Source organism: Variovorax paradoxus (assembly GCF_022009635.1).
GTDB lineage: Bacteria > Pseudomonadota > Gammaproteobacteria > Burkholderiales > Burkholderiaceae_C > Variovorax.
Genome location: NZ_CP091716.1, coordinates 3,820,522 through 3,840,973 on the forward strand (window position 1 = coordinate 3,820,522; position 20,452 = coordinate 3,840,973).

Consider the following 20,452-nt stretch of genomic DNA (forward strand, 5'->3'; position numbering starts at 1 on the left):
TTTTCATCCAAGTTCTGGAGGTTCCCATGCAATTGAAATGGACTGCGGTCGCACTGGCTGCAATCACGCTTGTGGCTTGCGGCAAGAAAGAAGAAGCCGCTGCTCCCGCTGCAGCGCCCGCGCCAACGGCCGCGGCCCCGGCTGCCGCGCCTGCACCTGCACCTGCCGGGGACACGCTGGTCGTCAAGATCGGTCACGTTGCACCTACCAGCGGTCCCATTGCCCACTTGGGCAAGGACAACGAAATGGGCGCCAAGATGGCCATCGAAGACCTGAATGCCAAGGGCATCAAGATCGGCGACAAGACCGCCAAGTTCGAGCTGGTCGCCGAAGACGACGCAGGCGATCCGAAGCAAGGCACCGCAGTGGCCCAGAAGCTCGTCGACGAAAAGGTCAACGGCGTGGTCGGCCACCTGAACTCGGGCACCACCATCCCCGCTTCCAAGCTGTACAGCGACGCTGGCATTCCCCAGATCTCGCCTTCGGCCACGAATCCCAAGTACACGCGTCAAGGCTTCAAGACCACGTTCCGCGTGGTGGCTGACGACACGCAACTCGGCGGTACGCTGGGCAAGTACGCAGTCGAAACGCTCAAGGGCAAGAACATTGCCGTGATCGACGACCGTACGGCTTACGGCCAAGGCGTTGCCGAAGAATTCGAGAAGTCGGCCAAGGCCGCCGGCGCCACCATCGTGGGCCACGAATTCACCACTGACAAGTCGACCGACTTCAACGCCATCCTGACCAAGCTCAAGTCGGCCAAGCCCGACGTGCTGTTCTTCGGCGGCATGGACGCCGTGGGCGGCCCGATGCTCAAGCAGGTCAAGCAACTCGGCCTGAACGTCAAGTTCATGGGTGGCGACGGCCTGTGCACCGGCGAACTGCCGAAGCTGGCTGGCGATGCCATCGGCGAAGACATGGTGGTGTGCGCTGAAGCCGGCGGCGTGGACGGCGACTTCAAGCAACCTCTGGAAGACTTCAAGGCCAAGTTCAAGACCAAGAACGGCGTGGAAGTGCAGATCTATGCACCGTACGTGTACGACGCGGTCAACGTGCTGGCTGAAGCCATGGTCAAGGCCGGCTCGTCCGACCCCGAAAAGTACCTGCCGGAAGTCGGCAAGGTGCAATACAAGGGCGTGACCGGCCCGATCGCCTTCGACGAAAAGGGCGACATCAAGAACGGCGCGCTGACGCTGTACACCTACAAGGGTGGTGCACGCACGCAAATCGCCGTGGTGCGTTGATTCGCGCAGGCAACTGCCGCAAAAGAAAAAGGGCCTTCGGGCCCTTTTTTCATGTCTGCTTCAAAAGCGGGTTTACAGCGGTGCGAGCCCTGACGGGCGGTCCGCGTTGCAGTACTCGATGAAGGCGTCGAGGTCACGCGACTTGTCGAATACCGCATCGGCTCCAAGAGCACCGCAGCGTGAGCGGATGTCTGCCGTGACGTAGTTGCTCAGCACCACGACCCGTTGGCCGGGCTTGCGTGTCTTGCAGCCGGCGAGCACACCGAGGCCGGAGCCTTCCTTGAGGAACAGGTCGACGATGAGGAGCTGCCAGTCGTCCGGGTGCGCCGCGATCCATGCCAGTGCATCCGATTCGGTTTCGGCGAAGCCGACCACACGGCCATTGACCAGGTCCTCCAGTGCCGGGACCAGGTTGTCCCTGATGGTCTTGTTGTCCTCGACGAGGAACGTGATGAGGGCCATGCCGTGGTTTCGCTTTGAGAACCAATAGCGTAGCGTGCCTGATGCCGGCGCAGCGTAGGAGAAAGGATACGGACGGGGAGAGCGGTGCGCGATGCGCCGCTCAGTCCGTCTGTCCCGAGCGGATCTTGGCCTTGAGCTTCTCGGCCAGCGCCTGGCTCTCGTCGCGCTCGGCCGTCACTTCGAGGCGCTTCTCGATTTCTTCGCTCAGGGCCGCGTTCACTTCAGCCAGCTTCTCTGCCGACTTGGCCAGTTTTTCCTCGAGCTGGCTCGTGTGTTCGATGGCTTGGGCCACTTCGCCGACCTGAACCTCCTCAGGCAGCTCCTGCTCGAGCACCGTGTTCACCACGGCAAGGTTGTCCGATGCCCGCTGCACGTCAGCGGCCACCTGTTCGCTTTTCTGCAGGGTGCGATCCAGCGATGTCGTGCCACGCGGCGAGGGTTGCGGTTGTCCAGCCATCGAGGCTCCTTTGCGGGCTTGAAAGTAAAACCTTTGGATCGTACGCCAGACGAAAGTGCCTGGGTTGCCGACGCCAGTTGTTGCAAAGCAACGCTTGAGCTTGTCTTGCGGACGACAAAAAAGCCCGAGTGCTTGTGGCGACTCGGGCTTCTTCTGATCAGCAATGTTCGCGAACGGTTACGAACAATCAATCTTTGGCGGAGCAGGCGGGATTCGAACCCGCGGAGGGCTATTAACCCTCACACGCTTTCCAGGCGTGCGACTTAAACCGCTCATCCACCGCTCCTGAGCCTCTGATTGTAGCAGTCTGTTCAGGTCGGATTCGAAGGTTTGCCTGCCTGGACCATGCGCATTGCCGAAGCGATGAGCGCAGCGGTCTCCGACATGTTGCTCGGAACGATCAACGTGGTCTTGGAATCGGCTGCAACCTTGCCGTAGGCATCGACCGCGCGCTCGGCCACCTTGAGCTGCACTGCCTGTTCGCCGCCCGGCTGGCGGATGGCGGCCGCCACGCGTTCGATGGCGTCCGCCGTGGCCGTGGCCACCGCCGTGATGGCGGCTGCTTCACCCTGCGCGTTGTTGATCTGTGCCTGCTTTTCGCCCTCGGAACGGGCGATGAAAGCCTCGCGCTCGCCGGTCGCGATGTTGATCTGCTCCTGGCGGCGGCCTTCGGACGCCGCAATCAGCGCGCGCTTGCCGCGCTCGGCGGTGATCTGCGCCTGCATGGCCAGCAGGATTTCCTTCGGCGGCGTCAGGTCCTTGATTTCGTAGCGCAGCACCTTCACGCCCCAGTTGAGCGCGGCCTCGTCGATGGCGGCCACCACCTGGGCGTTGATGACGTCGCGTTCCTCGAAGGTCTTGTCGAGCTCGAGCTTGCCGATCACGCTGCGCAGGGAAGTCTGGGCCAGTTGCGTCACCGCCACGATGTAGTTCGACGAGCCGTAGCTCGCGCGCATCGGGTCGGTCACCTGGAAGTACAGGATGCCGTCGACCTGCAGCTGCGTGTTGTCGCGCGTGATGCAGATCTGGCTCGGCACGTCGAGCGGGATTTCCTTCAGGCTGTGCTTGTAGGCCACGCGGTCGATGAACGGGATCAGGAAGTTGGGGCCGGGCGTCATGGTGCCGTGGTACTTGCCCAGGCGCTCGCGCACCCATGCGTTCTGCTGCGGCACGAACTTGACCGACTGGCTGATGAAGATGATCGCGATGACCAGGATGATGAGAGGGACCGAAAATTCCATGGTGCGCTTCCTTTTCTGAGTTCTAGAGACGGACTGACTAAACCTTGTCGACGACGAGACGGCTGCCGATCACCTCGACCACCCGGTGCTCGCCGGTCGAGGGCGCGCGGCCTGCGCGGGGCACCACCGTCCATTGCGCGCCCCGATAGCGCACGGTGGCCGTGCCGTCGGCGTTCCATGCCTCGACGTGCACGATCTCGCCGATGTCGAGGTTCAGGTCGGGGTTGGCGCCGCTGGGCGGGGCGGGCGGGCGCTTGCGCTGAATGGAATACCAGACCAGCACGGCCCCCACGCCGATCACCGAAGCCACGATCAGCTGCGTGACGATGTCGAAGCCCAGGTGTGCCGAGATGGCGGCTCCTGCAAAGCCCGCGGCCAGGAGCAGCAGGTAGACCGTGCCCGAAAGCAGCTCGGCCACGATGGCTGCCCCCGCGATCAGCCACCAGACGGTGGAATTCGCCATGTTGTCGACTCCTCTTCTTGCTTGTTCGATGCGCGCCATTCTGCGGCATCGCGCCCAAGCGCTTGTCCTGCGTAGGGGTACTGGCGCCGGGTCGGCGCGGCCCTTGCCTGCCTCCGATGAATGGCTTGCGGCAGGCTGACCGGATTCTTCATCTGAATTCCGTACACTTCGCGCCTCGTCTCATTGCCTGACCCGGAGCCCCGCTCATGAAATTCCGCTTTCCCATCGTCATCATCGACGAGGACTTCCGCTCCGAAAACACTTCGGGCCTCGGCATCCGCGCGCTCGCGCAGGCCATCGAGACGGAGGGCTTCGAGGTGCTGGGCGTCACGAGTTATGGCGACCTGAGCCAGTTCGCCCAGCAGCAAAGCCGCGCCAGCGCCTTCATTCTGTCGATCGACGATGAAGAATTCACCGTCGGCCCCGACCTCGATCCGGCCGTGCTGAGCCTGCGCAACTTCATCGGCGAGGTGCGCCGCAAGAACGCCGATGTGCCGATCTACATCTACGGCGAGACCAAGACCTCGCGCCACATCCCGAACGACATCCTGCGCGAGCTGCACGGCTTCATCCACATGTTCGAGGACACCCCCGAATTCGTGGCGCGCCACATCATCCGCGAGGCCAAGAGCTATCTCGAAGGCGTGCAGCCGCCGTTCTTCAAGGCGCTGATCGACTACGCGGAAGACGGTTCCTACTCCTGGCATTGCCCCGGCCATTCGGGCGGCGTGGCGTTCCTGAAGAGCCCGGTGGGCCAGATGTTCCACCAGTTCTTCGGCGAAAACATGCTGCGCGCCGACGTCTGCAACGCCGTGGAAGAACTGGGCCAGCTGCTCGACCACACCGGCCCGGTGGCCGCCAGCGAGCGCAACGCGGCGCGCATCTTCAATGCCGACCACTGCTTCTTCGTGACCAACGGCACCAGCACCAGCAACAAGATGGTCTGGCACCACACCGTGGCGCCCGACGACGTGGTGGTGGTCGACCGCAACTGCCACAAGTCGATCCTGCACGCGATCATCATGACCGGCGCGATTCCGGTGTTCATGAAGCCGACGCGCAACCACTTCGGCATCATCGGCCCGATTCCGAAGAGCGAGTTCGAGCAGAGCGCCATCAAGGCCAAGATCAAGGCCAACCCGCTGCTGGCCGATGTCGATGCCGACAAGGTCAAGCCGCGCGTGATGACGCTCACGCAGTCGACCTACGACGGCGTGATCTACAACACCGAGACCATCAAGAACATGCTCGACGGCTACGTCGACACGTTGCATTTCGACGAAGCCTGGCTGCCGCACGCCGCCTTCCACCCGTTCTACGGCGCCTACCACGCGATGGGCAAGCGCCGCGTGCGCCCGAAGGAGTCGCTGGTGTTCGCCACCCAGTCCACGCACAAGCTGCTCGCCGGCATCAGCCAGGCCAGCCACGTGCTGGTGCAGGACTCGCAGAACCGTCAGCTCGACCGCGACCTCTTCAACGAGGCCTACCTGATGCACTCGTCGACCAGCCCGCAGTACGCGATCATCGCGAGCTGCGACGTGGCCGCCGCCATGATGGAGCCGCCCGGCGGCACCGCGCTGGTGGAAGAAAGCATCCTGGAGGCGCTGGACTTCCGCCGCGCCATGCGCAAGGTCGAGGAAGAATTCGGCAAGGACGAGTGGTGGTTCAAGGTCTGGGGCCCCGAGAAGCTCGTCGACGAAGGCATCGGCCGCGCCGAAGACTGGATCATGCACGGCGAGAAGAACGGCCCGTCCAAGAGCAAGAGCAAGAAGTCGCCGCGCAACTGGCACGGCTTCGGCGAACTGGCCGACGGCTTCAACATGCTCGACCCGATCAAGTCGACCATCGTGACGCCGGGCCTCGACCTCGAAGGCAACTTTGCCGAGACCGGCATTCCTGCCAGCGTGGTCACCAAGTTCCTCGCGGAACACGGCGTGATCGTGGAGAAGACGGGCCTGTACAGCTTCTTCATCATGTTCACCATCGGCATCACCAAGGGCCGCTGGAACACGCTGCTCACGGCGCTGCAGCAGTTCAAGGACGACTACGCGCGCAACCAGCCGATGTGGCGCATCCTGCCGGAGTTCTGCCAGCAGCACCCGGGCTACGAGCGCCTCGGCTTGCGCGACCTGTGCCAGCACATCCACCAGCTGTATGCGCGCTACGACGTGGCGCGCCTCACGACCGAGATGTACCTGAGCGACCTGACGCCGGCCATGAAGCCCAGCGACGCCTTCGCCCATATCGCGCACCGCAAGACCGAGCGCGTGGAGATCGACGAGCTCGAAGGCCGCATCACCACCAGCCTGATCACGCCGTACCCGCCGGGCATTCCGCTGCTGATTCCGGGCGAAGTGTTCAACAAGAAGATCGTCGACTACCTCAAGTTCTCGCGCGAGTTCAACCTGCAGTGCCCGGGTTTCGAGACCGACATCCACGGCTTGGTGGCGCGCGTCGACGAAACGGGCAAGAAGCGCTACTACGCTGACTGCGTGCGCCAGACGGCCAAGTAACTGGCAGGAGGGAAGGGCGCGAAGGCCCTGGAGCAAAAGCTCCGGTTAGCCTTCGTGCACCCTTGCGAAGCGCGCGAGCTTGGGCAAGCCGTTGGCGGTGGTGCCGTCGAAGCGGTACGTGACCCAGCTGCCGATGGGTGGCGGATTCTCGCGCTCGGCGTCGGTCAGGCCGGTGCCGAGCTTGAAGCGCTGGCCTTCGGGCGTTTCGACCAGCAGCGCGGCGAGCCGCGGGCCCCGGCGACTCTTGGTCATGATGTGCTCGACCACGCGGGCCTCGGCGTCGTCGTAGGGCTTGAACTTGAGCAGGTCGCTGTTGCGCTCGCCCCGGTAGAGCGAAGCGCCGCGATGCAGCATCAGGCCCTCGCCGCCCATCTTCACAGTCTTGTCGAGCAGGGCCTGAAGCTCGGCGTGCGTGGTCGCGCGTTCCTGTGGAACGGCGACGACCCACGGCGCGTCGGTGATCGGCAGCAGCTTGCGCAGCTTGGAGAGGCGCGTCGTGAAGTCGCCGCCCTGTGTGGGCAGGTCGAAGACCATGAAGTGCATCTCGCGCCACGCGATGTCGTTGGGTGTCTTGCTGCGCACCGTGGACACGGTACGCGCGAACCGGCCGCGCCCCACCCAGAGTTCGCCGTCCATCGGCTGCCTGGGCAGCGGCGCGGTGAACCACGCCGGGGCCGCGATGCGCTCGCCGCCGCGTGTCCAGAGCTGCTTGCCGTCCCAGTAGCCTCGCACGCCGTCGTATTTCTCGCTGACCCATTGGTCCTCGAGCGACATGCCGGGGCGGTAGACGTCCGCCAGCATCAGCGACGGTGCGCCATCGCGTGCCGCCGCGGCATGGGCGACGGCCCAACCGAAGCCGGCGAGCAGAAGAGAACGGCGAGTCAGCATGATGCTATTGAATACGTAGCGAGAATCGGCCGGCTGGCGACCGGTTCAAAGCTGAAGGGGCGTTACTCCGCCATGCCCCCGACGACGTTGCTGAAGCCGCCGTCGACATAGGTGATCTCCGCCGTCACGCCGCTGGCCAGGTCGCTCAGCAGGAAGGCGGCCACGTTGCCGACTTCTTCGATCGTCACGTTGCGGCGGATCGGCGAGGCGTCGGCCACGGCCGCGAGCATCTTGCCGAAGCCCTTGATGCCGCTGGCCGCCAGCGTCTTGATCGGGCCGGCGCTGATGCCGTTGACCCGCATGCCCTTCGGGCCGAGCGAGGCGGCCGTGTAGCGCACCGAGGCCTCGAGCGAGGCCTTGGCAAGGCCCATGGTGTTGTAGTTGGGCAGTGCGCGCTCGGCGCCCAGGTAGGTCAGCGTGAGCAGGGCCGACTTGTCGTTGAGGTAGGGCAGGGCCGACTTGGCCATGGCCGGGAAGCTGTAGGCACTGATGTCGTGCGCGATCTTGAAGCCTTCGCGCGAGAGCCCGTCGAGGAAGTCGCCGGCGATGGACTCGCGCGGCGCGAAGCCGATGCTGTGCACGAAGCCGTCGAACTTGGGCCAGGTCTGCGCCAGATCGGCGAAGAGCTTGTCGATTTGCGCGTCGTCGCCCACATCGCAGTCGAAAATGAGCTTCGAGCCGAAGTCTGCGGCATATTCGGTGATACGGTCCTTGAATCGCTCGCCGACGTAGCTGAAGGCGAGCTCCGCGCCCTGTTCATGACAGGCCTTGGCAATGCCATAAGCAATGGAGCGATTGCTCAATACACCAGTGATCAGCAGTTTCTTGCCGGAAAGAAAGCCCATGAAGTTGCCTCGTGAAAATCTTGGGCAGAATTCTCGCATGCGGTTTCTCTGGGCCTGGTCGTTGATGGTGTGTGCGGTTCCCGCGTGGGCCGCGCATGGATATGCACTCTGGGACGACCTGAAATACGGCCCCGATTTCAAGGCCTTCGACTACGTCGACCCGGCCGCGCCCAAGGGCGGCGAGCTGCGGCTGGTAAGCAACCTGCGCGTTTCCACCTTCGACAAGTACAACCCGTTCACCATCAAGGGCTCCGCGCCGGCCTACCTCGACAGCCTGCTGTTCGACACGCTGCTGACCGGCTCGATGGACGAAACCGCCTCCGGTTACGGACTGCTGGCCGAAGACGTCACCGTGGCGCCCGACCGCCGCAGCGTGACCTTCCGCCTGCGTCCCGAGGCCAGGTTCCACAACGGCATGCCGGTCGAGGCGGCCGATGTGAAGCACAGCTACGACACGCTGATCGGCCCCTACACCTCGCCGGGCTACAAGACCCTGCTGCAGGAAGTCGACGGCGCCGACGTGATCGACGCGCGCACCATCCGCTTTCGCTTCAAGACGCCGAACCGCGAACTGCCGCTGATCGTCGGCAGCCTGCCGATCTTCAGCCGCGCATGGGGCGTGGAGAACGGCAAGGCCAAGCCTTTCGACCAGGTGGTGATGGACATTCCCATCGGCAGCGGCGCATACAAGATCGGCCCAGTGCGTTTCGGCAAGGACATCACCTACGTGCGCGACCCCGGCTACTGGGCGCGCGATCTTCCCGTGAACCGCGGCTCGCACAACTTCGACCGCATCACCGTGAAGATCTACAAGGACAACACGGCCCGGCTCGAGGCGCTGAAGGCCGGCGAGTTCGACATGATGAGCTTCTACTCGGCTGGCGACTGGGCGCGGCGGGTCAACGGCAAGCGCTTCAACACCGGGGAGCTGGTCAAGCGCGAGTTCCAGCACAAGAAGCCCGCGGGCTTCCAGAGCTTCGTGCTCAACAGCCGCCGCGACAAGCTGAAGGATCCGCGCGTGCGCGAGGCGCTGGGCCTGGCGCTCGACTACGAATGGATGAACCGCCAGATGTTCTACGGCGGCTATCCGCGCGTGACCGACCTGTTCGGCAACACCGACTGCGAAGCCAAGGGCCTGCCGTCGCCCGAAGAAAAAGCCTTGCTCGAACCCTGGCGCGGCAAGATTCCCGACGCGAGCTTCGGGCCGATGTATACGCCTCCCACCACCGAGGGCGAGGGCCATTCGCTGCGCAACAACCTGCGCCGCGCGCGGGACCTGTTGAAGGAAGCCGGCTGGGAGTACCGCGACGGCGCGCTGCGCAACGCCAAGGGCGAGCGCATGACGCTCGAGTACCTCGACAGCAAGGAGGGCGGCGTGCGCACCGTTTCTCCGTGGGTCCGCAACCTCGAGAAACTCGGCATCACGCTGAACTTCGCGACCGTCGATTTCGCGCTCTACCAGGAGCGGCTCGACCGCTTCGACTTCGACATCACCACCATCAACTTTCCCGGCACCAACAACCCGGGCCAGTCGCTGCTCGAAATCTTCGGCAGCAAGGCGGCCAAGACGGAGAGTTCCGGCAACTACATGGGCGTTTCCACCCCGGCTATCGATGCGCTGCTCAAGGACATCGTCGACGCCGACACCAAGGCGGAACTGATGCCCGCATGCCGCGCGCTGGACCGCGTCATCATGCACAGCCACTACCTGATTCCCCAGTGGACGCTGACCTCGCACCGCATCGTCTACGACGATTGGCGCCTGTCGTTCAAGTCCCCGATGCCCCCGTATGCCGGTGGTGAAGACTGGGTCATGGGCACCTGGTGGGCCAAGCAGCCGCCGAAGCAATAAAAGAAATAAAAGAGAAGGAAACAGCCAGTGCTCTCTTATGTCCTCAAGCGATTGCTGTTGTTCATTCCGACATTGCTCGGCGTTCTGCTCGTCACTTTTCTCGTCATTCAATTCGTGCCCGGCGGCCCGGTCGAGCAGTACCTGGCCGAGGCCAAGACGGCGGGCCGCGGCGGCGGAGGTGGCGGTTTCGAATCGGGCGGCGGCAGCTACCGGGGCAACCAGGGGGTGGACCCCAAGCGCCTGGAGCAGATCAAGGCCCTCTACGGCTTCGACAAACCGCCGCACGAGCGCCTTTGGCAGATGCTCGGGCAGTTCGCGCGCTTCGACCTCGGCAAGAGCTTCTTCCAGAACAAGGATGTCTGGACGCTGATCCTCGAGAAGCTGCCGGTGTCCATCAGCCTGGGTTTGTGGACTTTCTTCATCAGCTACGGAGTGGCCGTGCCCCTGGGCGTTGCCAAGGCGGTGAGGGCGGGCACGCGCTTCGACCTGATCAGCACGCTGATCGTGCTGATCGGCTATGCCATTCCGGGCTTCGTGCTGGGGGTGGCGCTGCTGGTGGTCTTCGGCGGGCAACTGCAGTGGTTTCCGCTGCGTGGGCTGACCTCCGCCAACTGGGACGACCTGAGCTGGGGCGCGCGCATCGTCGACTACCTGTGGCACATCACGCTGCCGGTGACGGCCATGGTGCTCGGCAGCTTCGCGGTGACGGCGATGCTCACCAAGAACGCATTTCTCGAGGAAATCCGCAAGCAGTACGTGCTGACCGCGCGGGCCAAGGGGCTGGGCGAGCGGCAGGTGCTGTGGAAGCACGTGTTCCGCAATGCGCTGATTCCGATCATCACGGGCCTGCCGTCGGCCTTCATCGGCGCCTTCTTCGCGGGCTCGCTGCTTATCGAGACCCTGTTCTCGCTCGACGGGCTGGGTCTGCTGGGCTACGAGAGCGTGATCCGCCGCGACTATCCGGTGGTGCTGGGCACGCTGTACCTCTTCACGCTGATCGGCTTGGTGACGAAGCTGATTTCCGATCTCTGCTACGTATGGGTGGACCCGCGTGTCAAATTCGAATGAACACTGGCTCGCCCCCAGGCTGCGCGCACTTCGTGTCGCTTCGCCTTCCCCCTGCCGGGGGCAACACCTGCGGCCCGGCAAAGCCGGTTCCGCGGTGTTTCTGGAATGGGCTTTGCCGAATGCAGGCGCGGCGGGGTTGATGCACCCATGGTGAGCGGCTCGACCCATATCTCGCCCGGCCGTCGCGCCTGGCTTCGTTTCAAGCGCAACCGGCTCGGCTTCTGGAGCCTGGTGATCTTCACCGTCATGGTGGTGCTCAGCCTGTTCGCCGAGGTGCTGTCGACCGACAAGCCGCTGGTGTTGCGCTATGAAGGCCGTACCTATTTCCCGGTGCTGCGCGACTATTCTGAGAAAACCTTCGGCGGCGACTTCGAAACGCCGGCCGACTACCTCGACCCCTACATCCGCGACCGGATCACCCAGGGCGACAACTGGGCGATCTACGCGCCCAACCCCTACGGCCCGAAGACGCTCAACTACTTTGCCAAAGCGCCCAGCCCGGCTGCCCCGACGGCCGACAACATCTTCGGTACCGACGACCGCGGCCGCGACCTGCTGGCGCAACTGATCTACGGCTTTCGCGTGAGCGTGCTGTTCGGCCTGGCGCTCACGGCCATCGGCACGGTGCTGGGCGTGGCTGCCGGAGCGGTTCAGGGTTATTTCGCAGGCAAGGTCGACCTGGCGTTCCAGCGCTTCATCGAGATATGGAGTTCGATGCCGGAGCTCTACCTGCTGATCATCTTCAGCGCGATCTTCGCGCCGAGCGTGGCGCTGCTGCTCATCCTGCTGAGTTTGTTCGGCTGGATGGGGCTGGCCGACTACGTCCGCGCCGAGTTCCTGCGCAACCGCCAGATGGACTACGTGCGCGCCGCGCGCGCCCTCGGCGTGAGCAACCTGCAGATCATGTGGCGCCACATCCTGCCGAACAGCATGGTGCCGGTCGTCACCTTCCTGCCGTTTCGCATGAGCGCGGCCATCCTGGCGCTGACTTCTCTCGACTTCCTCGGTCTCGGGGTGCCTCCGGGCACGCCGTCGCTCGGCGAACTGCTGAGCCAGGGCAAGGCCAATATCGACGCGTGGTGGATTTCCATTTCCACCTTCGGCGTGCTGGTCGTCACGCTGATGCTGCTGACCTTCATGGGCGACGCGCTGCGCGATGCGCTCGACCCGCGGAAGGCCGACAAGTGATGAGCGACAACAACAATAAAACCGGCCAACCCCTGATCGACGTGAAGGGCCTGCGCGTCGCGTTCGGCGGCAAGGAGGTGGTGCACGGCATCGACTTCCAGATTGCCGCCGGTGAAAAGCTGGCGTTGGTCGGCGAGTCGGGGTCGGGCAAGACGGTCACCGCGCTCTCGCTGTTGCGGCTGGTGCAGAACGCCGACGTGACGGGCGAGGCCCGGCTTTACGGCGCGGAGCGCCAGCAGGCGCCGCGCGATCTGCTGTCGATTCCTGAGCGCGAACTGCGCGGCATCCGCGGCAAGGAGATCGCGATGATCTTCCAGGAGCCGATGACCGCGCTCAACGCGCTCTACAGCGTGGGCGACCAGATCGCCGAGGTGCTGGAGTTGCATGAGGCCCTGTCGGCGCGCGCCGCACAGGCCGCCGCCGTGCAACTGCTGGCCGACACCGGCATTCCCGAACCGGCGCGGCGGGCGAGGGCGTTTCCCCACCAGCTTTCGGGCGGCCAGCGCCAGCGCGCGATGATCGCGATGGCGCTCGCCTGCAAGCCGCGCCTGCTGCTGGCGGACGAGCCGACGACGGCGCTCGATGTCACGGTGCGCGCGCAGATCCTGGATCTGCTGGCCGACCTGCAGCACAAGTACGGCATGGCCGTGCTGCTGATCACACACGACCTGAACCTGGTGCGCCGCTTCGCGGACCGTGTGGTCGTCATGGAAAACGGCCATGTCGTCGAGCACGGCGCCGTGGCGCCGGTGTTCGATGCGCCGCAGCACCCCTACACCCGCAAGCTGATCGACAGCCATCCGACGCGCGACGTCGCCGCCGTGCAGGCCAGTCCCGCTGCCGTGCCGGTGCTGGAGGCCAAGGCGCTGCGCGTGATCTATCCGGTGCCGAAGCCCGGCATCGGTGGCTGGTTCCGAAAGGGCGAGTTCGTGGCAGTGCAGGGCGCGGACTTCCGTATCGTGCCGGGCGAGACGCTGGGAGTGGTCGGTGAATCGGGTTCGGGCAAGTCGACGCTTGCGCTGGCGGCACTGGGCCTGCTGAAGCATCAGGGCGCGCTGAAGATCGCCGGCAAGGACTGGGCGGTCGACCGTGCGTCCGACCTGGGGTTGCGACGGGTGATGCAGGTCGTGTTCCAGGACCCGTTCTCGTCGCTGTCGCCGCGCATGACGGTGGAGCAGATCGTGGGCGAGGGGCTAAGGGTGCATGCACCCGAACTCGGCGTCGAGGCGCGCCGCGCCCGCTCGCTCGCCGCGCTGGCCGACGTGGGGCTGACCGAATCGCAGTTTCCTTCGTTGCTCGACCGTTATCCGCATGAATTCTCGGGTGGACAGCGGCAGCGGCTGGCGATTGCGCGGGCGTTGATCGTCGATCCACAGCTGCTGGTGCTCGACGAGCCCACCAGTGCGCTCGACGTGACGATCCAGAAACAGGTGCTGGGCCTCCTGCAGAGACTGCAGCGCGAGCGGGGGCTGAGCTACCTGCTGATCACTCACGACGTGGAAGTGATCCGGGCCATGGCCCACCAGGTGATCGTGATGAAGGACGGCGCCATTCTCGAAACCGGGCCGGTCGAGCGCGTGCTCGGTGCGCCCGAGCATCCCTATACAAAAAAACTGGTGGCCGCGGCGCTGCTGGAATAAACGGAGCAAGCAAGAAATGTCGGAAACCGGACGCGACCGGCGCGATGCCTGGCGCGCGGCGCTGGCCTGCATGGTCACCCTCGCGGTGGCGATGGGCCTGGGGCGCTTTGCCTTCACGCCCATGCTGCCCATCATGCTTCACGAGGGAAAGCTGGAGCTGGCAGGTGGCGGGGTGCTGGCGTCGCTCAACTACCTGGGCTATTTCCTCGGGGCCGTGAGTTGCGCCGCCATCGGCGTCAAGGCGTCGACCATGGTGCGCGGCGGGCTGGTCGCCACGGCTGTGTTGCTGATCGGCATGGGGCTGCTGCACAGCTTTACCGGTTGGGGTGTGCTGCGCTGGGCGGCGGGCGTGATGAGCGCGTGGGTTTTCGTCTTCGCGTCAGGCTGGGGATTGCGACGGCTGGCCGAGACCAACGCGCCGACGCTGGGCGGTGTGATCTACACCGGCCCCGGCATCGGGATCGCGATGACCGGCTTGCTGGGCGGCGCGCTGGGGCGCTGGGGCTCCGAGGCAGGCTGGATCGGGCTGGGGCTGCTGGCTTTCGTGCTGATCGCGGTGATCTGGCGGGTTTTTGACGACGGCCAGTCGGCGGCGGCCAAGAGCGGCGCGCCGGTCGCCGTCGCTTCGGGCGCCGCGGCGACTGGGGCCGACCGCAACGACGCGATTTGGCTGGTGTCGCTCTACGGGCTGGCGGGCTTCGGTTACATCATTACGGCCACTTTTCTTCCGGTGATCGCGCGGCAGGCGTTGCCGGAGTCGTCGTGGCCCGACTATTTCTGGCCGCTTTTCGGGCTGGCCATCATTCCGGGCGCCCTGATCGGTGCCCGCGCGCCGACGCATTGGGACAACCGGCTGCTGCTGGCGGTGGCCTATGCGCTTCAGGCGCTGGGGGTGGTGCTGTCGGTGGCGTGGCCGACGATTGTCGGGTTCGCGTTCGGGAGCCTGTTGCTGGGCATGCCGTTCACCGCCATCACGCTTTTCGCGGTGCGGGAGGCGCGGCGCCTGCGCGGCAACGCGGCGGCCGGACTGATCGGCTATGCCACGGCCTCGTACGGGGTGGGGCAGATCGTCGGCCCGCTCTTTGCGGCACCTCTGGCGCAGCGCACCGGATCTTTTCAGCTGCCTTTGCTGGTCGCGGCGGCTGCTTTGGCGCTCGGATCGGTCTTATTTGCTCTGGTCTGGTCCAAATCTCGCCGTCTGATAGCTGTTTGAGCAGTCGAGGCCCTTCATTTATCACGTGAATAGCATATAATTCGAGGCTCACGACCAAACGGGCGGGTACCAACCGCCCGTTTTTTTTGGTCTATGCATTCTGGAGCTTTGAGGCTTTATTCATGCAGGTGGCACCCAAGGCGGGCGGGTGACACGGAAACCGATTCTTAAAAAGGCATTTTCGAACACGTGGCATTGCAGCAAATAGTGGAACAAACCGTAGCCGGTCTGGGCTACGACCTGGTAGAGATCGAGCGCTCCGCCGGGGGATTGCTGCGCGTGACGATTGATTTGCCCTGGACGGCCCCCACCTCCGAAGCTGTGGCTGCCGGCTTGCCCGAGCCCTTCGTGACAGTGGAAGACTGCGAGAAGGTGACCCGCCAGCTGCAGTTCGCGCTGGAGGTCGATGGTGTCGATTACAAGCGGCTCGAGGTGTCCTCGCCGGGTATCGACCGTCCGCTGCGCAATGAGCAGGATTTTGAGCGTTTCGTGGGCGAGGTGATCGACATCACGCTCAAGGCCCCCATGGGCGCCGCCGCGGCGGGCCAGGTGTCGGCCAACCGCAAGAAGTTTCGCGGCACGCTGGAGCGTGCCGCAGCGCCCGAAGGGGCCGAGGGGGCTGACGCAGCCCCGGGCGGCTGGCAAATCGTCTGGAGCGATGCGCCGGAGCCCAAGCCGGGTCAAAAAGTGAGCAAGAAGCGCGCGCCTGCACCGTTGCATGCGCTGGGCTTCGTGCTGGACGAGCTGCGCGAGGCGCGGCTCGCGCCAATTGTGGATTTCAAGGGCCGCAAGGCCAAAACCCAACCGGGTTTTTCGGATATTGACGACGGAACGCAAGTTCCGGAATGACAGAGGAGTGGTGGCATGAATCGCGAAATGTTGATGTTGGTGGATGCGATCTCGCGCGAGAAGAACGTCGAGCGTGACGTCGTTTTTGGCGCGGTCGAGTCCGCGCTGGCGCAAGCCACCAAGAAGCTCCATCAGGGCGACGTGGACATCCGCGTCTCGGTCGACCGCGACAGCGGCGACTACGAAACCTTCCGCCGCTGGCACGTCGTTCCGGACGAAGCCGGCCTGCAGCTGCCCGACCAGGAAATCCTGCTTTTCGAAGCCAAGGAAGAAATGTCGGACATCGAGGTCGGCGAGTACATCGAGGAAGCGGTCGAGTCGGTGCCGATCGGCCGTATCGGTGCCATGGCTGCCAAGCAGGTCATCCTGCAGAAGATCCGCGACGCCGAGCGCGAGATGCTGCTCAACGACTTCATGTCGCGCGGGGACAAGATCTTCGTGGGCACCGTCAAGCGCCTGGACAAGGGTGACATCATCGTCGAGGCCGGCCGTGTCGAAGGCCGCCTGCGTCGCAGCGAGATGATCGCCAAGGAAAACCTGCGCAATGGCGACCGCGTGCGCGCCATGATCATGGAAGTCGACCTGACGCTGCGCGGCGCGCCGATCATCCTGTCGCGCTCGGCTCCCGAGTTCATGATCGAGCTGTTCCGCCAGGAAGTGCCTGAAATCGAGCAGGGCCTGCTCGAAATCAAGAGCTGCGCCCGCGACCCGGGTTCGCGCGCCAAGATCGCCGTGCTCTCGCACGACAAGCGCGTCGACCCGATCGGCACCTGCGTCGGCGTGCGCGGCACCCGAGTGAACGCCGTGACCAACGAACTCGCCGGCGAGCGCGTGGACATCGTTCTATGGAGCGAAGACCCGGCCCAGTTCGTGATCGGTGCCCTGGCGCCCGCCAACGTGTCGTCGATCGTGGTCGATGAAGAAAAGCACGCCATGGACGTGGTGGTCGACGAGGAAAACCTCGCCATCGCCATCGGCCGTGGCGGCCAGAACGTGCGCCTGGCTTCCGACCTCACCGGTTGGAAGATCAACATCATGGACGCCAACGAGTCGGCCCAGAAGCAGGCGACCGAGACCGACGCCAGCCGCAAGCTCTTCATGGAAAAGCTCGACGTCGACGAGGAAATCGCCGACATCCTGATCTCCGAAGGCTTCAACAGCCTCGAGGAAGTCGCATACGTGCCGATTTCCGAAATGCTGGAGATCGAGGCTTTCGACGAAGACACCATCAACGAGCTGCGCTCGCGTGCCAAGGATGCGCTGCTGACCATGGAAATCGCCAAGGAAGAGGGCGTCGAGGGTGCGCCGCAGGTCTCGCAAGACCTGCACGACCTCGAAGGGCTCGACCCCGAGCTGATTCCCAAGCTGGTCGAAGCGGGTGTGAACACCCGTGACGATCTTGCCGACCTCGCGGTCGATGAACTCACCGAGATCACCGGCCACAGCGCCGATGACGCCAAAGCCCTCATCTTGAAAGCCCGCGAACATTGGTTCGCCGGCCAAGAGTGACGGTCATGGAGGCACGAAACCAATATGTCCAGTACCACTGTCGCCGAGTTCGCGAACGAGCTCAAGAAGACTCCCGAAACCCTGCTTGACCAGCTCAAGAGTGCAGGCGTGCCCAAGGCGGCCGCCACCGATGCGCTCACCGAGGCTGACAAGCAGCGCCTGCTCGGCCACCTCAAGGCCAGCCACGGCACCGTCGAGCCCGAGCGCAAGAAGATCACGCTGACCAAGAAGTCGACCAGCGAGATCAAGCAGGCCGACGCCACCGGCCGCGCCCGCACCATCCAGGTCGAGGTGCGCAAGAAGCGCACCTTCATCCAGCGCGAAGACGGCCATCCCGCGTCGCCCGAGGCTGCGCCGCAAGTGGCCGAGGCGCCCGCCGCGGCACCCGCCGCTCCGCGCGTCGACGAGGCCGAACTGGCCCGCCGCGAGGAAGAGGCACGCCGCCAGGCCGAGCTGATCCGCCGCCAGGAAGAAGAACTGGCCGAGAAGCGTCGCCTGCGCGAAGAAGCCGAAGCCCGCGAACGCGAACAGGCCGAGAAGGCCGAGCGCGCGGAACAGGCCGAGCAGGAAGCCGCGCGCGTCGCTGCCGAGAAGAAGGCCGCCGCCGAGGCAGCCGCTGCCGCAGCGGCCGCCAAGAACACGCCCGCCAAGCCGGCTGCGCCCGCACCCGCTCCCGCAGTGACGGCCGCGGCCGCCGCCGCCGAGCAGCAGGCCGCCGACACCAAGCTCGCCGCGCAGAACGCCGCCACGCAAGCCAAGGAAGACGCGAAGGCCAAGGCCGCCGCTGAATCGAAGGCCCGTGCCGACGAAGAAGCCGCGCGCGCCAAGGACCTCGACGAGCGTCGCCGCAAGGCCCTGGCCGAAGCCGAAGCCATTCGCGCCATGATGAACGCACCGGCCCGCGTGCTGGTGCCGCACAAGGCGCCCGAGAAGCCGCAGCCCGAAAAGGCCGCGGTCAAGGGCACGCTGCACAAGCCGGCCACGCCCGCGGCCCGCCCCGGCGCACCCGCTGCGCCCGGCGCTGCAGCCGCACCCGGCGCAGCCGCCGGTGCCGGCAAGGAAGTCAAGTCCGCCAAGCTCTCGTCGAGCTGGGCTGGCGATCCTGCCAAGAAGAAGGAAATCAAGACCCGCGGCGATGCCAGCGGCGGTGTCGGCCGGGGCAACTGGCGCGGAGGCCCGCGCGGCCGCCGCGGCAATGACCGCGGTGGTCACGACGAGCAGCACGCACCGGCCGCACCGGTCGAGGCACGCATTCTCGAGGTGCACGTGCCCGAAACCATCACGGTGGCCGAGCTCGCGCACAAGATGGCCGTCAAGGCGCAAGAGGTCATCAAGCAACTGATGAAGCTCGGCCAGATGGCGACCATCAACCAGTCGCTCGACCAGGACACAGCAATGATCCTGGTGGAGGAAATGGGCCACAACGCGGTGGTTGCCGCGCTGGACGACCCGGAAGCCTTCACCGACGAGGACGTGTCGGCGCAAACGGCGGAAGCCCTGCCGCGCGCACCGGTCGTGACCGTCATGGGTCACGTCGACCACGGCAAGACCTCGCTGCTGGACTACATCCGCCGCGCCAAGGTCGCCGCGGGCGAAGCCGGCGGCATCACGCAGCACATCGGTGCCTACCATGTGGAAACCGAACGCGGCATGGTGTCGTTCCTCGACACCCCGGGTCACGAGGCCTTCACGGCCATGCGTGCCCGCGGTGCGCAGGCCACCGACATCGTGATCCTGGTGGTGGCGGCCGACGACGGCGTCATGCCCCAGACCAAGGAAGCCATCAAGCACGCGAAGGCGGCGGGTGTGCCGATCGTGGTTGCCATCAACAAGGTGGACAAGCCCGACGCCAACCTGGACCGCGTGAAGCAGGAACTGGTCGCTGAAGAAGTCGTGCCCGAAGAGTACGGCGGCGACGTGCCGTTCGTGCCGGTGTCCGCCAAGACGGGCCAGGGCATCGACGACCTGCTCGAGCAGGTGCTGCTGCAGGCCGAGGTGCTGGAACTGAAGGCGCCGGTGGATGCCGCCGCCAAGGGCCTGGTCATCGAAGCCCAGCTCGACAAGGGCCGCGGCCCGGTCGCTACCGTGCTGGTGCAGTCCGGCACGCTCAAGACCGGCGACGTGGTGCTGGCCGGCTCGACCTATGGCCGCGTGCGCGCCATGCTGGACGAAGACGGCAAGGCGACCAAGGCCGCCGGCCCGTCGATCCCGGTCGAAATCCAGGGCCTGACCGAAGTGCCGCAAGCGGGCGACGAGTTCATGGTGATGAGCGACGAGCGCCGTGCGCGCGAAATCGCCACCTACCGTGCCGGCAAGTTCCGCAACACCAAGCTGGCGAAGGCGCAAGCCGCGAACCTGCAGAACATGTTCACCGACCTGTCGGCCGGCGAAGTGCAGACGCTGCGCATCATCATCAAGGCCGACGTGCAGGGCTCGCAGGAAGCACTGGCCCAGTCGCTGCTCAAGCTGGCGACCGACGAGGTCAAGGTGCAGGTGGTGTATGCCGGCGTGGGTGGTATCAGCGAAAGCGACATCAACCTGGCCATCGCCTCGAAGGCGGTCGTGATCGGCTTCAACGTGCGCGCCGATGCCGGTGCGCGCAAGCTGGCCGAGGGCAATGGCGTCCAGCTGAACTACTACAGCATCATTTACGACGCCGTGGACGAGATCAAGGTCGCGATGTCGGGCATGCTGGCGCCGGAGCGCCGCGAGGAAATCATCGGCTCGGCCGAGATCCGCACGGTGTTCGTGGCCTCGAAGATCGGTACGGTCGCAGGTTCGTACATCACCTCGGGCTCGGTCAACCGCAGTGCGCATTTCCGCCTGCTGCGCGACAACGTGGTGGTCTACACCGGCGAAGTCGATTCGATCAAGCGCATGAAGGACGATGTCCGCGAAGTCCGCGAAGGTTTTGAGTGCGGTATCAAGCTCAAGAACTACAACGACATCAAAGAGGGCGATCAGCTCGAATTCTTCGAGATCAAGGAAATCGCCCGGACGCTGTAAGCGTTCGACGCGAG

The 20,452-nt window shown here is 65.0% G+C and carries 16 protein-coding genes and 1 tRNA gene; 10 read left to right on the top strand and 7 right to left on the bottom strand.

From position 1 onward, the window contains the following. The first annotated feature begins 26 nt into the window (after positions 1-26). Positions 27-1,244 (top strand): branched-chain amino acid ABC transporter substrate-binding protein, encoded by a 1,218-nt coding sequence (locus L3V85_RS17780; protein ID WP_237680352.1) that lies wholly within the window; start codon positions 27-29, stop codon positions 1,242-1,244. Between the two features lie 72 nt (positions 1,245-1,316). Here L3V85_RS17780 and L3V85_RS17785 read toward each other — a convergent pair whose 3' ends face one another. The 5 genes from L3V85_RS17785 to L3V85_RS17805 form a co-directional block, all read right to left on the bottom strand. Continuing rightward, entirely contained in the window at positions 1,317-1,706 is a 390-nt protein-coding gene (locus L3V85_RS17785; RefSeq protein ID WP_237680353.1) for a response regulator, read from the bottom strand. Between the two features lie 100 nt (positions 1,707-1,806). Beyond that, on the bottom strand, positions 1,807-2,163 hold the full coding sequence (locus tag L3V85_RS17790) for a hypothetical protein (RefSeq protein ID WP_237680354.1): 357 nt from the start codon (positions 2,161-2,163) through the stop codon (positions 1,807-1,809). 195 nt (positions 2,164-2,358) lie between these two features. Further along, a tRNA-Ser gene (locus L3V85_RS17795) sits at positions 2,359-2,449 on the bottom strand. A 25-nt stretch (positions 2,450-2,474) separates the two neighbouring features. Beyond that, the gene (locus L3V85_RS17800) at positions 2,475-3,404 is read right to left on the bottom strand and encodes an SPFH domain-containing protein (protein ID WP_093054740.1); all 930 of its coding nucleotides are present in this window, start codon (positions 3,402-3,404) and stop codon (positions 2,475-2,477) included. Between the two features lie 37 nt (positions 3,405-3,441). Continuing rightward, on the bottom strand, positions 3,442-3,867 hold the full coding sequence (locus L3V85_RS17805) for an NfeD family protein (protein ID WP_237680355.1): 426 nt from the start codon (positions 3,865-3,867) through the stop codon (positions 3,442-3,444). 206 nt (positions 3,868-4,073) lie between these two features. Between L3V85_RS17805 and L3V85_RS17810 the strand changes: the two genes are divergently transcribed. Beyond that, positions 4,074-6,380, top strand: coding sequence for an arginine/lysine/ornithine decarboxylase (locus L3V85_RS17810; protein ID WP_237680356.1), 2,307 nt, complete (start codon positions 4,074-4,076; stop codon positions 6,378-6,380). 45 nt (positions 6,381-6,425) lie between these two features. On the opposite strand, the gene L3V85_RS17815 is transcribed toward L3V85_RS17810, so the two are convergent. Continuing rightward, complete coding sequence (locus L3V85_RS17815; RefSeq protein WP_237680357.1) at positions 6,426-7,268, bottom strand: DNA ligase; 843 nt, start codon at positions 7,266-7,268, stop codon at positions 6,426-6,428. Positions 7,269-7,330: 62 nt separating this feature from the next. Next, on the bottom strand, positions 7,331-8,113 hold the full coding sequence (gene fabI, locus L3V85_RS17820; RefSeq protein ID WP_130424770.1) for an enoyl-ACP reductase FabI: 783 nt from the start codon (positions 8,111-8,113) through the stop codon (positions 7,331-7,333). A 37-nt stretch (positions 8,114-8,150) separates the two neighbouring features. Here fabI and L3V85_RS17825 point away from each other — a divergent pair, with 37 nt between their 5' ends. The 8 genes from L3V85_RS17825 to infB all read left to right on the top strand — a co-directional run bounded on the left by L3V85_RS17825 (position 8,151) and on the right by infB (position 20,438). Beyond that, positions 8,151-9,965: an extracellular solute-binding protein gene (locus L3V85_RS17825; RefSeq protein ID WP_237680358.1), complete on the top strand. Its 1,815-nt coding sequence runs from the start codon at positions 8,151-8,153 to the stop codon at positions 9,963-9,965. A gap of 27 nt (positions 9,966-9,992) precedes the next feature. Then, positions 9,993-11,033 (top strand): microcin C ABC transporter permease YejB, encoded by a 1,041-nt coding sequence (locus tag L3V85_RS17830; RefSeq protein ID WP_237680359.1) that lies wholly within the window; start codon positions 9,993-9,995, stop codon positions 11,031-11,033. Positions 11,034-11,180: 147 nt separating this feature from the next. Continuing rightward, positions 11,181-12,221, top strand: coding sequence for an ABC transporter permease (locus L3V85_RS17835; protein WP_237680360.1), 1,041 nt, complete (start codon positions 11,181-11,183; stop codon positions 12,219-12,221). Beyond that, complete coding sequence (locus L3V85_RS17840) at positions 12,221-13,861, top strand: ABC transporter ATP-binding protein (RefSeq protein ID WP_237680361.1); 1,641 nt, start codon at positions 12,221-12,223, stop codon at positions 13,859-13,861. The genes L3V85_RS17835 and L3V85_RS17840 overlap by 1 nt, the downstream gene beginning before the upstream one ends. Before the next feature lie 16 nt (positions 13,862-13,877). Then, positions 13,878-15,074 (top strand): YbfB/YjiJ family MFS transporter, encoded by a 1,197-nt coding sequence (locus L3V85_RS17845; protein WP_237680362.1) that lies wholly within the window; start codon positions 13,878-13,880, stop codon positions 15,072-15,074. A gap of 189 nt (positions 15,075-15,263) precedes the next feature. Continuing rightward, entirely contained in the window at positions 15,264-15,923 is a 660-nt protein-coding gene (gene rimP / locus L3V85_RS17850; RefSeq protein ID WP_237680363.1) for a ribosome maturation factor RimP, read from the top strand. Between the two features lie 15 nt (positions 15,924-15,938). Further along, the gene (gene nusA, locus L3V85_RS17855; RefSeq protein WP_237680364.1) at positions 15,939-17,432 is read left to right on the top strand and encodes a transcription termination factor NusA; all 1,494 of its coding nucleotides are present in this window, start codon (positions 15,939-15,941) and stop codon (positions 17,430-17,432) included. 24 nt (positions 17,433-17,456) lie between these two features. Further along, a complete protein-coding gene (gene infB / locus L3V85_RS17860; RefSeq protein ID WP_237680365.1) occupies positions 17,457-20,438 on the top strand; it encodes a translation initiation factor IF-2 in 2,982 nt (993 codons plus the stop codon). The last annotated feature ends 14 nt before the right edge of the window (positions 20,439-20,452 follow it).

Coding starts and splice junctions, on each gene's coding strand:
- L3V85_RS17805 (WP_237680355.1), bottom strand. CDS start 3,867: ATGGCGAATTCCACCGTCTGGTGGCTGATCGCGGGGGCAGCCATCGTG.
- L3V85_RS17810 (WP_237680356.1), top strand. CDS start 4,074: ATGAAATTCCGCTTTCCCATCGTCATCATCGACGAGGACTTCCGCTCC.
- fabI (WP_130424770.1), bottom strand. CDS start 8,113: ATGGGCTTTCTTTCCGGCAAGAAACTGCTGATCACTGGTGTATTGAGC.
- L3V85_RS17790 (WP_237680354.1), bottom strand. CDS start 2,163: ATGGCTGGACAACCGCAACCCTCGCCGCGTGGCACGACATCGCTGGAT.
- L3V85_RS17800 (WP_093054740.1), bottom strand. CDS start 3,404: ATGGAATTTTCGGTCCCTCTCATCATCCTGGTCATCGCGATCATCTTC.
- L3V85_RS17845 (WP_237680362.1), top strand. CDS start 13,878: ATGTCGGAAACCGGACGCGACCGGCGCGATGCCTGGCGCGCGGCGCTG.
- L3V85_RS17785 (WP_237680353.1), bottom strand. CDS start 1,706: ATGGCCCTCATCACGTTCCTCGTCGAGGACAACAAGACCATCAGGGAC.
- L3V85_RS17780 (WP_237680352.1), top strand. CDS start 27: ATGCAATTGAAATGGACTGCGGTCGCACTGGCTGCAATCACGCTTGTG.
- L3V85_RS17815 (WP_237680357.1), bottom strand. CDS start 7,268: ATGCTGACTCGCCGTTCTCTTCTGCTCGCCGGCTTCGGTTGGGCCGTC.
- L3V85_RS17825 (WP_237680358.1), top strand. CDS start 8,151: ATGCGGTTTCTCTGGGCCTGGTCGTTGATGGTGTGTGCGGTTCCCGCG.
- nusA (WP_237680364.1), top strand. CDS start 15,939: ATGAATCGCGAAATGTTGATGTTGGTGGATGCGATCTCGCGCGAGAAG.
- L3V85_RS17840 (WP_237680361.1), top strand. CDS start 12,221: ATGAGCGACAACAACAATAAAACCGGCCAACCCCTGATCGACGTGAAG.
- infB (WP_237680365.1), top strand. CDS start 17,457: ATGTCCAGTACCACTGTCGCCGAGTTCGCGAACGAGCTCAAGAAGACT.
- L3V85_RS17835 (WP_237680360.1), top strand. CDS start 11,181: ATGGTGAGCGGCTCGACCCATATCTCGCCCGGCCGTCGCGCCTGGCTT.